The organism is Streptococcus bovimastitidis, from assembly GCF_001885095.1.
Lineage (GTDB): Bacteria > Bacillota > Bacilli > Lactobacillales > Streptococcaceae > Streptococcus > Streptococcus bovimastitidis.
The window spans coordinates 662,315-676,479 of the sequence record NZ_LZDD01000001.1; the positions used below are offsets into that span (position 1 = coordinate 662,315).

General features: G+C 36.3%; 13 protein-coding genes and 1 other annotated feature. Of the genes, 4 read left to right on the forward strand and 9 right to left on the reverse strand.

Going from position 1 to position 14,165, the window contains the following annotated elements:
* Nucleotides 1–66: 66 nt before the first annotated feature.
* The gene (thrB, locus tag A9Q68_RS03220; protein WP_071793250.1) at nucleotides 67–930 is read right to left on the reverse strand and encodes a homoserine kinase; all 864 of its coding nucleotides are present in this window, start codon (nucleotides 928–930) and stop codon (nucleotides 67–69) included.
* Between the two features lies 1 nt (nucleotide 931).
* Nucleotides 932–2,218, reverse strand: coding sequence for a homoserine dehydrogenase (locus tag A9Q68_RS03225; RefSeq protein ID WP_071793251.1), 1,287 nt, complete (start codon nucleotides 2,216–2,218; stop codon nucleotides 932–934).
* Between the two features lie 182 nt (nucleotides 2,219–2,400).
* On the opposite strand from A9Q68_RS03225, the gene A9Q68_RS03230 reads away from it, so the two are divergent.
* A complete protein-coding gene (locus tag A9Q68_RS03230; protein WP_071793252.1) occupies nucleotides 2,401–3,309 on the forward strand; it encodes a polysaccharide deacetylase family protein in 909 nt (302 codons plus the stop codon).
* Between the two features lie 94 nt (nucleotides 3,310–3,403).
* On the opposite strand, the gene A9Q68_RS03235 is transcribed toward A9Q68_RS03230, so the two are convergent.
* The gene (locus tag A9Q68_RS03235) at nucleotides 3,404–4,279 is read right to left on the reverse strand and encodes a MurR/RpiR family transcriptional regulator (protein ID WP_071793253.1); all 876 of its coding nucleotides are present in this window, start codon (nucleotides 4,277–4,279) and stop codon (nucleotides 3,404–3,406) included.
* 181 nt (nucleotides 4,280–4,460) lie between these two features.
* Between A9Q68_RS03235 and A9Q68_RS03240 the strand changes: the two genes are divergently transcribed.
* Nucleotides 4,461–5,831 (forward strand): 6-phospho-beta-glucosidase, encoded by a 1,371-nt coding sequence (locus tag A9Q68_RS03240; RefSeq protein ID WP_071793254.1) that lies wholly within the window; start codon nucleotides 4,461–4,463, stop codon nucleotides 5,829–5,831.
* Nucleotides 5,832–5,950: 119 nt separating this feature from the next.
* On the opposite strand, the gene A9Q68_RS03245 is transcribed toward A9Q68_RS03240, so the two are convergent.
* The 4 genes from A9Q68_RS03245 to A9Q68_RS03260 form a co-directional block, all read right to left on the reverse strand.
* Nucleotides 5,951–6,391: a GtrA family protein gene (locus A9Q68_RS03245; RefSeq protein WP_071793255.1), complete on the reverse strand. Its 441-nt coding sequence runs from the start codon at nucleotides 6,389–6,391 to the stop codon at nucleotides 5,951–5,953.
* 46 nt (nucleotides 6,392–6,437) lie between these two features.
* Entirely contained in the window at nucleotides 6,438–7,376 is a 939-nt protein-coding gene (locus A9Q68_RS03250) for a glycosyltransferase family 2 protein (protein WP_071793256.1), read from the reverse strand.
* Between the two features lie 145 nt (nucleotides 7,377–7,521).
* Nucleotides 7,522–9,378 carry a hypothetical protein gene (locus A9Q68_RS03255; RefSeq protein WP_071793257.1) on the reverse strand — a complete coding sequence of 619 codons (1,857 nt, stop codon included), beginning with the start codon at nucleotides 9,376–9,378 and terminating at the stop codon, nucleotides 7,522–7,524.
* Nucleotides 9,368–10,318, reverse strand: a complete 951-nt coding sequence (locus A9Q68_RS03260; protein ID WP_071793258.1) for a glycosyltransferase family 2 protein — start codon at nucleotides 10,316–10,318, stop codon at nucleotides 9,368–9,370. Before A9Q68_RS03260 ends, A9Q68_RS03255 begins: the two co-directional genes overlap by 11 nt.
* Nucleotides 10,319–10,463: 145 nt before the next feature.
* Here A9Q68_RS03260 and A9Q68_RS10655 point away from each other — a divergent pair, with 145 nt between their 5' ends.
* Nucleotides 10,464–10,637 (forward strand): YlcI/YnfO family protein, encoded by a 174-nt coding sequence (locus A9Q68_RS10655; RefSeq protein WP_106403994.1) that lies wholly within the window; start codon nucleotides 10,464–10,466, stop codon nucleotides 10,635–10,637.
* An 84-nt stretch (nucleotides 10,638–10,721) separates the two neighbouring features.
* On the opposite strand, the gene rplL is transcribed toward A9Q68_RS10655, so the two are convergent.
* Nucleotides 10,722–11,087, reverse strand: a complete 366-nt coding sequence (gene rplL, locus A9Q68_RS03265) for a 50S ribosomal protein L7/L12 (protein ID WP_071793259.1) — start codon at nucleotides 11,085–11,087, stop codon at nucleotides 10,722–10,724.
* 66 nt (nucleotides 11,088–11,153) lie between these two features.
* Nucleotides 11,154–11,654 (reverse strand): 50S ribosomal protein L10, encoded by a 501-nt coding sequence (gene rplJ, locus A9Q68_RS03270; RefSeq protein WP_071793260.1) that lies wholly within the window; start codon nucleotides 11,652–11,654, stop codon nucleotides 11,154–11,156.
* A gap of 32 nt (nucleotides 11,655–11,686) precedes the next feature.
* Nucleotides 11,687–11,821, reverse strand: a sequence feature (ribosomal protein L10 leader region).
* Nucleotides 11,822–12,056: 235 nt separating this feature from the next.
* On the opposite strand from rplJ, the gene A9Q68_RS03275 reads away from it, so the two are divergent.
* A complete protein-coding gene (locus A9Q68_RS03275) occupies nucleotides 12,057–14,150 on the forward strand; it encodes an AAA family ATPase (RefSeq protein ID WP_071793719.1) in 2,094 nt (697 codons plus the stop codon).
* The last annotated feature ends 15 nt before the right edge of the window (nucleotides 14,151–14,165 follow it).

The window sequence follows — 14,165 nt, forward strand, 5'->3', positions numbered from 1 at the left end:
GAGTATCCACTCTTGCCATAACTTATATTATAGCACAGCGGATACTAGTTTTTATCTGAAAATACCTTAAGAAATCACTTGTAGACCTTGCTTGTCAATACTTAGAGAAACTAATTGACCATTTAGGTCTAAGCCTTCTAAATGCTTGATTAAGCTGTCGACCTTTTCTGTAGGGCAAAGGGTCATGACAGTTGGCCCGGCACCTGATAGGTAGGTTGCATAGGCACCTTCTGACTTGGCTGTTCCTTTAATGATGTGGAACTCTTTCACTAATTTTTGCCGGTATACCTCATGGAAATGGTCGTTTTCAATGGCACGGCCTGCTTTTTCCAAATCTCCACTAAGCAGCGCAGCGATTGCCAAATTGGCAACAGAAGAGGCTGATACAGCTTGTTTGTATGATAATTGTTTAGGCAAGACATTGCGAGAGTCTGAGGTTTTTAATTCGTAGTTTGGGATAAAAGCCACGAGTCCACAATCTGGAAACGGTGCTTGAACATAATCCAATTGGTTATCCAATTGAGAAGCAATGACAAACTGACCAAAGAGGGCTGGTGCAACATTATCAGGATGGCCTTCAAACTGATTGGCTAATTCAAATTTTCTTTCAATGCTTAGGTCTAAATTCGCTAATTGATTAGCTAGTTCAATTCCAGCAATAATAACTGAAGATGATGAGCCTAAGCCACGTGCCAATGGTATTTCTGAGCGCATAATCAAGTGATGTGGCTGAATGTTTGGAGCAACCCGAAGAGCTGTTTCAACAAGTAAATTTCGCTGATCCGTTGGCACTCCTTCTAAGTCGTGTTCCACAAACCATCGACTACTTTCCTCTAAAATTTCTACCTCTAAATATAGGGAGAGAGCAATTCCGATGGAATCAAATCCTGGTCCTATATTGGCTGAAGTTGCTGGTACTTTTATTAACATCTTATTCCCCCAAAACTTTAAAAGCGTTCAAGAGCTTAAAATCACTTTCTTGATTAATCTGACTTTGAACAGCTTCTAATTGCAGTTGATTCATCATGTGAGTAATGATGACCAAACGCGCCCGCCCTTCCTGCGCCTTTTCTTGTAGCACTTGTCGGAAAGAAATCTTTTGTTCATTAAAAATAGTTGCTATTCTTAATAACTGACCAGTTTTGTCTGGTGTTTCAATGGCAAAATAATAATGACTGCACTTATCTTCTTTATTAGCCAATTTAGTTGGACGACTGAATTCATTAAAGGCTTTACCAACTGTCTTGTCTTCTAAGCGATGAGCAATGCGAATAATATCAGCCATAACTGACGTAGCAGTTGGTTTTTGGCCTGCACCAGGTCCATAGAACATGGATTGACCAATTCCAATTGACTCAACAAAGACAGCATTCATAACATCATTAACACTAGCTAGAGGATGTTTTTTAGGAATGAAAGTTGGTGAGACGTCAGCCAAAATACCGGAAGCTGTTTCTTCCACACGACCTACTAATTTAATGACATAGCCCAATTCCTGAGCGACAGCCACATCTTCAGCTGTTATGGTAGAAATCCCTTGATGTGAGACATTTTCAAATGCGATGGTCATTCCAAAAGCAAACTGGCTCAAAATAGCCACTTTATAAGCCGCATCAATCCCTTCGACATCGTTAGTTGGGTCACTTTCGGCATAGCCAAGCGCTTGGGCTTTGGATAGTGCTTCTTCATATGTCCAACCCTGATCAACCATTTTAGTCATCATGTAATTGGACGTTCCATTTAAGACGCCCAAAACACGCTGGATCTTATCTGACGTAAAAGAATTAGCTAGGGTTCTTAAAATAGGAATCCCACCAGCAACGGCGGCCTCGTAATAAAAGGCTAAGCCCTTAGCTTTAGCACTTTCTTGGATTTCAGGTCCATGTAAGGCAATCAAATCTTTATTGGCTGTTACAACATGTTTTCCAGCATTGAGCGTTGCTAAAATATAAGTTTTAGCGGGTTCAATTCGTCCCATCAATTCAACAACAATAGCAATTTCCGGGTCATTGAGAATATCATCAATGGAAGTCACAAATTGATAGCTATGACCATTTTCTTTTAAGCGATTAACTTCATTGTCGTCACGCACTAAAATTTTGGCAATTTCTAAGTCATCACCAAAAGCTGCTCTTATTTTATCTCCATTTTCTTCTAATAAAAATGGCAAACCACTTGCGACTGTTCCAAAACCTAATAAAGCTATTTTCAATGCCATGGACATCCTCCTCATGCATTCGTTCGTTTTTTACAAGAATGAATCTCAATATCTGAATTATTATACCAAATTTTGCCCTCATTTGATAGAAAATTAGCAAAAGTCAGCTAAAAATTCTGAATTGACTTAATATCTGCTCCTTAAAATGTTATAATACCATTACATTTATCAGAGGAGCTCCCATGAGACAAAAAAATAAACGGAAAAAAAGACTGGTAAGCAGTCTCCTTCTTCTATTATTAGTAACTAGCCTTTGCCTAGTTGCATTGTTATTTAAGGATCAAGTTAAGGAACAAGTTCTGGACTTTCTCCCAAAAAGTCATCATGTGAATAAACAAGGGACAAAGACGGTCAAAACCAAGTCAAAAAAAGCAAGTCTGAAAACAGTAACTTGGACAAAAAAAGATCAGCCAGTCAAAATACCGATTCTCATGTACCACGCCGTTCATGTTATGGCACCAGAAGAGGCAGCAAATGCTAACTTAATCGTCGACCCTCAGACCTTTGAATCTCAAATCAAAGCCCTTAAAGAAGACGGCTACTACTTTCTGTCACCGGAAGAGGCCTATCGAGTTCTAACCAAAAATGAAGTCCCTGCTGAAAAAGTCGTTTGGCTAACCTTTGATGACAGTATGAAAGATTTTTACACCACTGCTTATCCTATTCTAAGAAAATACCAGGCCAAAGCTACCAATAATGTTATCACTGGCTTCACCCAAGAAAATCGACCAAGTAACTTAACAGTTGCTGAGATGAAGGAAATGAAGAAAAAGGGCATATCCTTCCAAGACCATACGGTCAATCATCCCGACTTAGAAATGTCTGACCCTACAACGCAAGAAGTTGAAATGAAAGACTCTATGGATTTTCTTAATCAGAACTTGAACCAAGAAACCATGGCCATTGCTTATCCAGCAGGTCGCTATAGTGATACCACCTTGGAGATTGCTAAAAATCTCCATTATAAATTAGGTGTCACAACCAATGAAGGCTTAGCTAGCGCCACAGATGGCTTATTGAGCTTGAACCGAGTGCGGATCATGCCGAATACACAGGCCAAAGACCTCCTCAACTATATTCAAACAAACTAAAGCAAAAGCATTTGAACTCATTCAAATGCTTTTTTGAGTAATGGAAATACTATTAATTGAATCATAAATTTTTAAGTGACTTAAATACTTTTTCTTAATCTTCTTCCATCAATAAGGTGGCTGAATTTCGCAGGTCAATTTTTTGCCCTGTTTCTTTGATATGTTGGAGATTCTGATCATAGGAGCTAGAAAAGACCAAAGAATAAAGGATATCCAAGAGGACATGGATGGCAATATTGCTGCTAAAGTTGCCGATTTTAGAATAGAGTTTTTCACGCGTTGTTATTGGCAAAAAGAGGTCTACTTGTTTTGACAAACGGTTATTACCAATGGATGTGATAGCAATGGTCTTAACTTTTTTAATACGGGCAATTTTGGCAACATCTAAAACAGGTTGAGTCTCACCTGAAGTCGATAGCAATAAGGCAAGGGCTCCCCTTGGCATATTGTGGGCTTCATACCTCTCTTCTCCTAAAAGGGAAACCACATGGGCAAGACGACCTAGTCGACGTAATTTTAAAGCAAAATCCTGAGCAATTAGTAAATTGGCACTTTGACCGAAAATATAGATGACCTCTGCATTGGCTAAAAGACTTTGCGCTTCTTGCAAATGGTCCTGTTGTAAAAGACTCAATAAATCTTCGATTGTCGCTTTCTCTAAATGTGCGATTTTAGAGGCAATTAATAAGGGCGAATCGCCAGCTTCAAAGGGAATATTCGAATCTACTTTTGTAAAATGTCGACTTAAATAGGCATGTTCTGATAAATAGGCTTTTTTAAAATCTACCCAGCCCTTAAAACCAAGTTTTTTGGCAATTCTAACAATGCTAGAGGCCTGCGTATAAGTCGCTTTAGCTACCGCTTGGATACTCATATTTTCCAATTGATCAGCATTCTCCAATAAAAAAGCGACTGTCACTGATTCCGCGGGGGAAAAGGTCAAACTTTCCATTTCTTCTTTAATCAGCATCGATGACTCCTCTCAATTTCTATTAAAGCCAGTTTAACAAAATATTTTACAAAATTCACTTGATATTTGAAAATATTTGTAAAATGCCTTACAGAATCCACCACATACCTTGCATAATTATTTCTTTGGCATATACTCGAAGTATGAAGTATAAAGAAAACACTTACAAAGGAGCAAGCTCATGGTTAAAATTGCAACAATTGGCGGAGGCAGTAGCTATACACCAGAATTGATGGAGGGATTCATCAAACGTTATGATGAATTACCGATTACAGAAATCTGGTTAGTCGATGTTGAAGAAGGAAAAGAAAAACAAGAAATTGTAGGAGCAATGGCACAGCGCATGTGGGATGCGAGTCCATATGATGTTAAAGTGCACCTGACCTTAGACCGCGAAGAAGCCCTAAAAGATGCTGACTTCGTCACTACTCAATTTCGGGTAGGCCAACTCAATGCCCGTATCAAAGATGAACGGATTCCCTTCTCCTATGGGATTTTAGGACAAGAGACTAATGGCCCTGGAGGAATCTTTAAAGCCTTTAGAACGATCCCAATCATTTTAGAAATCGTAGAAGATATGAAACGCTTATGTCCAAACGCCTGGCTCATCAACTTTGCTAACCCAGCTGGAATGGTAACTGAGGCTGTCTTGCGCTATGGTAAGTGGGAAAAGGTCATTGGACTATGTAATTTACCAGTAATGCTTAGAATGGGCGAAGCTGCCTTACTTGAGACTTCTGAAGATGAGCTGATTTATAAATTTGCCGGTATTAACCACTTTCACTGGCATAAAGTTGCTGACAAAAAAGGCAATGACTTAACAATGGAAGTCATCAACCGCCTTTACGATGAGAACACCACACTTCCAAAAAACATCTTTGATATTCCTTTCTTCAAAGAACAATTAGAAGCAATGAAAATGCTCCCTTGCGGTTACCATAACTACTATTACCGTTTTGATGAAATGCTAGCGCATGGCCTTGAAGAATACAAGACAATCGGAACAAGGGCCGAACAAGTATACACACTTGAAAAGAGTCTTTTTGATCTTTATCGAAACCCTGAACTCAATTACAAACCCAAGGAATTAGAAGAACGTGGTGGAGCCCACTATTCTGATGCTGCCTGTGAAACAATTGCTTCCATTTATAGCAATAAAAATACAGAATTAGTTGTCTCAACTCGGAACAATGGAGCAGTCCCAGATTTACCAACTGATTGTGCTGTTGAAGTAACTGCTAATGTTGGCGCTGCAGGTGCTCGTGCAGTAGCCTTCGGTCATTTACCAACCGCTGAGCGTGGCTGGCTTCATGTCATGAAAGCCATGGAACTCTTAACCATTGAAGCTGCTGTAACAGGCAACTATGGTACAGCCTTACAAGCCTTCATCATTAATCCATTAATTCCAAGTGGTGAGCGAGCAAAAAATGTCCTCAATGAACTTCTACTTGCTCATAAAAAACATCTTCCTCAATTTGCGGATACTATTGCTCGCCTAGAAAAAGAAGGCGTCCAAATTAAAGACGAGAAAGTTCGTCAACTCTGCCAATAAGAAAATAAAGCCCTCCATATTGTTATGGAGGGTTTCATTGTAATTTTGTAAAATCAATGTGAAAACCAATTATAAATTTTACAAATTTACTGTAAAGTCCATCATGAATAATCAGGAAATTAAGATTTCTTATTATTAAAAACAAATAATTTACTGAGGAAATAATTTAATACAATGACTAATACTTGACCAAAAACTGTTTCAATCGAATTGATTAAACTCTGGTTTTGATGAACAAACTGACCAATAATTTGCGGAAAGGCATCCACAAAGATAAATGCCAGGAGAACATCTAGGACAAGTGTTACTAACCTAGCAATGATAAATTTAATTAAACGGTTAAGGTAACCCTTGCGCTCTTGCTTAAAGACCAAAGTATCATTAGTGACGAAGGCAAAAAGAATAGCTATGATATTAGCCAAACCGGCAGCAAATGTAGCATCAGCTTTAAAGTGGAAAATAATTAGGCGTGAAATAATATAGACTACTGTAGTCAGTACCCCAAAAATCAGATACATGACCACTTCGCTCTTCATTAGTTTTTTTAGGTTAATGTTCATAGATTTTCTTTCTAAAAGAATTCTTAGGGACTCGGTTTAAATACTATTAGCCACGTTCCTTTAAGATGTAAATAGGACGTTTTTTTGTTTCCAAAAAGATTTTAGCCACATATTTACCTAAAATTCCAAGGCAAAGTAATTGGAGTCCACCAATGAATAGAATAACCACAATTATACTGGCCCAACCATTGACACTACCACCAACTGTTAGCTTTCGGATAACGACAAATAGAATACCAATGATAGAAGCAATAAAGGACAAGAGGCCACTATAAGTAGCAAGGCTTAGTAAAGCTTCTGAGAAGTTAATAAAGCTATCCATTGAGTAAGAAACCAATTGCCAGAAATTCCAAGAAGTTTGTCCAGCAACACGTTCTCTATTTTCAAAAGAAATGTAATAGGTCTTGTAACCTACCCAAGAAAAAATCCCCTTACTAAAACGATTGACCTCACCCATTTCTAAAACACTATCCAGAACTTGTCTGGTCATCAAGCGATAGTCACGAGCACCATCAACAATCTTTGTCGTTGAAACTGCATTAATTATTTTATAAAAAAGATTGGAGAAAAAGGTCCGAATAGGAGGCTCTCCATCACGGTTTTTGCGTCGTGTACCGACAATGTCGAATCCCTCTTGAATTTTTTCATACATTTGCACCAGTAATGCTGGTGGATCCTGTAAATCAGCGTCCATAACCGTAATGTAATCACCTTGAGCATGTTCTAAGCCAGCTAAAAGCGCACTTTCCTTGCCAAAATTGCGCGACAGCGCCAAATAATGAACATTAGCAAACTGCTTGGACAGGTCTTTTAAGACCGCCAAAGTCTGATCTTTGGACCCATCATCAACAAAGAGGTATTCAAAATCCACCTTTTCCGCAAGTTCTTTTTCATACTTTTGGGTTTCATGTAAAAACAAAGTGACCGCTTCTTCCTCGTTAAAACAAGGAACAACAATCGATAAGAGCTCTTTTTCTTTCAGCATAATTGCCTTTCTCTAACATGCAAATCAATTTCTCAAATTAAGCCTATTTTAACATAAATGAGAGGAAATTACTTGAATAGCTTGTTAGAGGAGTTGGAAGTAGGGTTGGGAAAAACTTAAGAATGAAATGAATTGATAATTAGACCTAACTGATTATTAATTTACGTTTATCAGATTTACTTTTGAATACAGCTATTATTGGTAAAAGAATCCAAGTTATTAGAGAAATACCAATAGCTAACTTATGAGCAATTGTCTTATGATAAGTGATAAAAATTTTCTTAGTGTCAGGTTTTTCAATAGCTAACCATCCGTCTTTATCCTTATAACTGTGTAGAATGGCACCATCACTATTTTTAGCAACAAAACCTTTTAAATAGGTAATTGGTGACCTAACTACTTTTGTTCCTTTAGGAATATCTTTAATAGTAAAAGTGAATTTATCCTGATTGAATTTTTTGAATTCGCGTTGACCGTCAAAGTAAACTGCGTTTTCAATCAAATCATTAGTTGAGACTTTATATGATTTCGGAAAATTAATGATCGGAGCAAATGAGTTTCCATTCTCAATTTTATAACTACCGCTATCTATATCATACTTACCATCTTCTCGTGGAATTCTCTTAATTTGTTGATTTGTCCGATAGTCCATAAAACCATTTATTCGATAAAAACCTTTACCTGCGTCAGCACTAAAATAACCAAAATTACTATTTGCCAATCCTTTATAAATATTTTCATTTGTAGCAAAGTAACTTACTTTATCAAATTCAGAAATTTCACCAGTAAAAATATCATTTTGCTTATCGAAACTTTGACAATTAAATAATACATAGAGTACTATTGCTCCGTATAATATTGTTTTGTTATTAATTTCAAAAATTTGGTAATAATTTTCTACAATTATGACAATTAATAGAGCAATAAAGAAATAAAAAAACATGTCAAATCGATTTAAAGTTTGAATCATATCTATGAAAGCAATTTTTTGTAGATAAAAATATGGAATCAAATTACTTTGAATGATGCTTACTATAAAGATTGCTCCGATTAATATATTTGTTTCTTTATTAAACAACTTATATGTTGCAGCTAAAAGTAATGAGAAAAATAAAATTAAAATGACAATATCTTGGAAAGTTAAAGCACTATTTATTCTTTCTAACCAAGTTACCTTACTTACACTGTTAGCAATTATTCCTTCAGTTCCAAGATTCATTGCTGGCACTTTTAACCAGTCATTTGATTTCTTTTGTTCAATTAAGGGAACAATAAAAATTAAAGTTCCTCCAATAATACTAATCCCTGACAAAAGCCACGAGTTAATTCTTGATAGAGTAATTTTCATTCTATCTAATAGCAATAAAGAAATAAATAAAACTAATGTATAAATAACTAACAAGTATGTTGTTAAAAGATGAGTTAAAGTGATTAATATTATACTGAAAGTAACTTCAAATTGCCAATTCTTGAAGTCCTCAAACATTAGTTGGTAGATACCAATGATTGCTAGTGGTAAAAATAAATATGCTATTTGTTGATTATATGTTCCCATATTTAACATTCTGACATTAAATGTCGAATAGCCAAAAATGTAAATTATTGAAAACAATAATGCTGTTTTTGGATTATGTTTTAGTTTGAAATAAGAATTAAAGGATAGATTTAATCCTAAAAAGTGAAAAAATACATTAAATATAATTACTGTTAATACTGGTTTATTAATGAAAATTAAAAGTATAGCAATTGGATAATTAACAAAGTACGGATAAAAGAAATTTACTGCATATCCTTGATGATTAAATGAATAATATGAAACATCCGGAATTATCTTACCATATTTTATGTTTTTAGAAAGTTCATAAATACGAGAAAAATGGAACCAAGAGTCCCAGTCCATATGAAATCTTTGAAATACTAGAAATGGTACCATAGGTATCAAAGCCAAGATAAAAAATAATAAATATCTTTTAAATTTGCTTTTTAAAATATTATTTACCATAAAGATCAGTCTCCTTAACAATATAAACTGGTCTTTTCTTTGTTTCTAAAAAGATTTTTGCAACGTATTTTCCTAAAATTCCCAGGCATAGTAATTGGAGTCCACCAATGAAAAGAATAACGACAATCATACTAGCCCAACCATTAACACTGCCACCAATGGTTAGTTTACGTATTATTACAAAAATAATTCCTATAATTGAAGCGATAAAAGAAAGAATACCGCTATATGTTGCAATACTTAATAGGGCTTCAGAAAAATTGATAAAGCCTTCCATTGAATATTTAACGAGTTGCCAAAAATTCCAGGAGGTTTTACCCGCAACACGTTCTCTATTTTCAAATGAGATATAGTAAGTATCATAGCCAACCCAAGCAAAAATTCCCTTAGAGAAGCGGTTTACTTCACCCATTTCTAGAATGCTATCAACGACTTGTCTTGTCATTAGTCGAAAGTCTCTGGCACCATCGACAATTTTAGTATCTGAAACAGAATTGATAATTTTATAGAAGATCTTTGCAAAGAAAGTCCTAATTGGTGGTTCTCCCTCTCTGTCTTTACGACGTGTCCCAACAATATCATAACCTTCTTGAATTTTTTCATACATGTTAACTAATAATTCTGGTGGATCTTGCAAATCAGCATCCATAACCGTAATGTAATCACCTTGAGCATGTTCCAAGCCTGCCAACAAAGCACTTTCCTTACCAAAATTTCTTGAAAAAGAAAGATAATGAACATTCTCTATTGCTGAACTTACTTCTTTTAAAACTGTTAAGGTATTATCTTTTGATCCATCGTTAACAAAAATATATTCAAAATCTACTTGATTAACTAGATGATTCTCATATTTTATAGTTTCTTCTAGAAAAAGTTTAACTGTCTCTTCTTCATTGTAACAAGGGACAATCACGGATAATAACTTCTTATGATTAGTCATTCTTAACCTATCCTTCTTTTGATTTTTTAACATTCAAAAATTCTCAATTTAATCTTATTTTATCACAATTATTACAATTTGTACTACATAATGTAATATATCAATGATAGAGTTTATCACTTAGGATAGGTTTAGGAGGACAATTATGGCTTTTACTTTAAAATCAGACAAAAAAGAGTCTGAAATCAAGACTATAAGATTTCCTTTACAACTTATTCAAGAAATTGAAGAAGCAATTGTCAAAAAAGATGTCAGTTTTTCAAGTTTTGTCATTCAAGCTTGCGAATATGCTCTAAAAGACATGAACAGTAGAGATTAACAATAATCACCTCATTTGATTATTTTTTTAACAAAAAAACTCACTACAAAATGTAGTGAGTTTTTGTTTAGCTTATCAACTCTATTATTTAAGAGTAATTGTAGCTCCAGCTTCTTCAAGTTTAGCTTTAAGTTCTTCAGCTTCTGCTGCAGAAACGCCTTCTTTAACGTTAGCAGGTGCTCCATCAACAAGACCTTTAGCTTCTTTAAGACCAAGTCCAGTGATTTCACGTACAGCTTTGATAACGCCAACTTTTTTGTCGCCAGCAGCTGTTAATTCTACGTCGAATGAATCTTTAGCAGCTTCTTCAGCACCACCAGCAGCTGCAGCAGCTACAGGAGCAGCAGCAGTTACACCAAATTCTTCTTCGATAGCTTTTACAAGATCGTTAAGCTCAAGGATTGTAGCTTCTTTAATGTCAGCAATAATGTTTTCAATGTTCAATGCCATTTTTAATTTCCTCCAAATAGATAATTGTTTTAATATAGTATGTAACCAAGGTTACGAGTTGACGCATTAAGCTGCGTCTTCTTTGTTTTCTGCAACAGCTTTAACAGCGTATGCAACGTTGCGAACTGGTGCTTGAAGAACTGAAAGTAACATAGAAAGCATACCTTCGCGGTTTGGCAATGTAGCAAGGGCCATGATATCTTCTTTTGAAGAAACAGAACCTTCAATTGTTCCACCTTTGATTTCAAGCGCATCAGCAGTTTTTGCAAACTCGTTGATAATTTTAGCAGGTGCGATAACATCTTCGTTTGAGAATGCTACTGCAGATGGTCCTACGAAAACATCGTCCATTCCTTCAAGTCCTGCTTGGACAGCAGCACGTGACAAGATAGAATTTTTGATTACTTTGAATTCAACGCCACTTTCGCGTAGTGAACGACGTAGTACAGTATCTTGATCAACTGTAAGACCACGAGAATCAACAACGACGATACTTGCAGCGTTTTTCATTTTCTCAGCAACAATGTCAACTAGTTCAGCTTTTTTTGCAATATTTGCTTCACTCATTAGTTTTACCTCCGTAATTATTTTTTGTCTAGAGACAACAAAAAAAATCGCCTCTAAACCTAGACACGAAAGTACAAATACGTTATTTTTAAATATCGTTTTGTGCCTCGGTAGGAATATTATGAGCTAGGCTCCCCTACTGTCTTAGGTCAGTTTTATTTCAAAACCTTATTTAGTATACACTATCTATTGCCATCTGTCAACAAATATTCACTTGTTTTTTAAAATAAAAAGGTCAGTAAAGGTCAGTTTTTTATTGACCTTTACTGACCAAAAGTATATAATACTCTTAGAAGGTGGTTAGAAAGCCCTAAAGACAAGTATTCCGTTAGAACCTCTCAACTTCTAGTAAGGATTAAATGACTTGTCCCTTCAAAAAAAATAACTATGAGGTAAATGATTATGACAAACAATTATGGAAGAGATCCTTTTGGAAATATGGATGACATTTTTAATCAACTTATGGGAAACGTCAATGGTTTTCAATCAGAAAACCGACGCTATTTAGTCAACGGTCGTGAAATGACTCCTGAGGAGTTTTCTTACTATCGTCAAACTGGTAAACTCCCAAATCATGAGGGTACAGAAAAAAATACTGCGACTCATCCGATTAATAATGATGGTATTTTAGCTAAACTAGGTACAAACTTAACAGAACAAGCCCGTCAAGGTCAACTTGACCCCGTTATTGGTCGTAACCAAGAAATTCAAGATACGGCAGAAATTTTAGCAAGACGGACTAAGAACAATCCTGTTTTAGTCGGAGATGCTGGTGTTGGTAAAACTGCTGTTGTTGAAGGTTTAGCCCAAGCTATTATTAATGGTGATGTTCCTGCTGCTATTAAAGATAAAGAGATTATCTCCATCGATATCTCGGGCTTAGAAGCTGGAACACAGTATCGTGGTAGTTTTGAAGAAAATATTCAAAATTTAATTAAAGAAGTTAAAGAATCTGGCAATATTATCCTATTCTTTGATGAAATTCATCAAATCTTAGGTGCCGGTTCTTCTGGAGGAGATTCAGGCTCTAAAGGTTTAGCTGATATCTTAAAACCAGCCTTGTCTCGTGGTGAAATGACCGTCATCGGTGCTACAACCCAAGACGAATACCGTAATACCATCCTCAAAAATGCTGCTTTGGCTCGCCGCTTCAATGAAGTGAAAGTAAATGCTCCTTCTGCTGAAGATACCTTCCACATTTTATTGGGTATCCGAAACTTATATGAGCAACACCACAATGTGCTTTTACCTGACTCTGTTCTAAAAGCTGCCGTGGATTATGCCATTCAATACATTCCACAGCGCAGCTTACCAGACAAAGCCATTGACCTATTGGATATGACTGCAGCTCACTTAGCGGCACAGCACCCGGTCACTGATCTTCAATCCCTCGAAAAGGAAATTGAAAAAGAAAAAGCTAAACAAGAAAAGGCTGTCGAAAAAGAAGACTTCGAAGCAGCCCTTAAGGCCAAAACACGAATTGAAGAATTGCAAAAACAGATGGCTAACCATACAGAAGGCCAAAAAGTCACAGCCAATATCAATGATGTGGCTGAATCAGTAGAACGCTTAACTGGAATCCCAGTCTCTAAGATGGGAGCTAGTGACCTCGAGCACCTCAAAGAAATCGATCAACGCTTGAAAGCAAAAGTTATTGGTCAAGACCAAGCGGTTACTGCTGTTGCTAGAGCCATCCGCCGAAACCGTGCCGGCTTCGACGATGGCAATCGACCTATTGGATCATTCTTATTCGTAGGACCGACTGGCGTTGGTAAAACCGAGTTAGCCAAACAGCTAGCGCTCGATATGTTTGGTTCCAAGGAGGCCATCATTCGTTTAGACATGTCAGAATACACTGACCGTACCGCCGTTTCCAAATTAATTGGAACAACTGCTGGTTATGTCGGCTACGACGATAACCAGAATACATTGACCGAACGCATTCGCCGAAACCCTTATGCTATTATTCTTTTGGATGAAATTGAAAAAGCCGACCCACAAGTCATTACACTCCTTCTCCAAGTACTAGATGACGGACGCTTAACCGATGGTCAAGGTAACACCATTGATTTCAAAAATACCGTCATTATTGCAACTTCTAATGCCGGCTATGGTTATCCAATCAAAGAAGGTGAGAAAGAAATTGACTTAATGGATAGACTTAAACCTTATTTCAGACCCGAATTCCTCAACCGCTTTAATGCTTTAATAGAGTTTAAAGCCCTTGCAAAAGAAGACCTTAAAGAAATTGTCGAATTGATGTTGGATGAAGTTAATAAAACCATCCAGAAAAAAGTCATCAGCTTAGAAGTCGATGAAGAGGTCAAGGATCAATTAATGAGTCTTGGTTATGATCCAGAAATGGGTGTTCGTCCTCTTAGACGGGTCATTGAACAAGAAATACGGGATAAGATTACTGACTATTACTTAGAACATCCAGAAGCCAAAAAGCTGAAAGCTGTTCTTAATGATGGTAAGATTATCATTACGGAATAAGCTATAACGATAAGA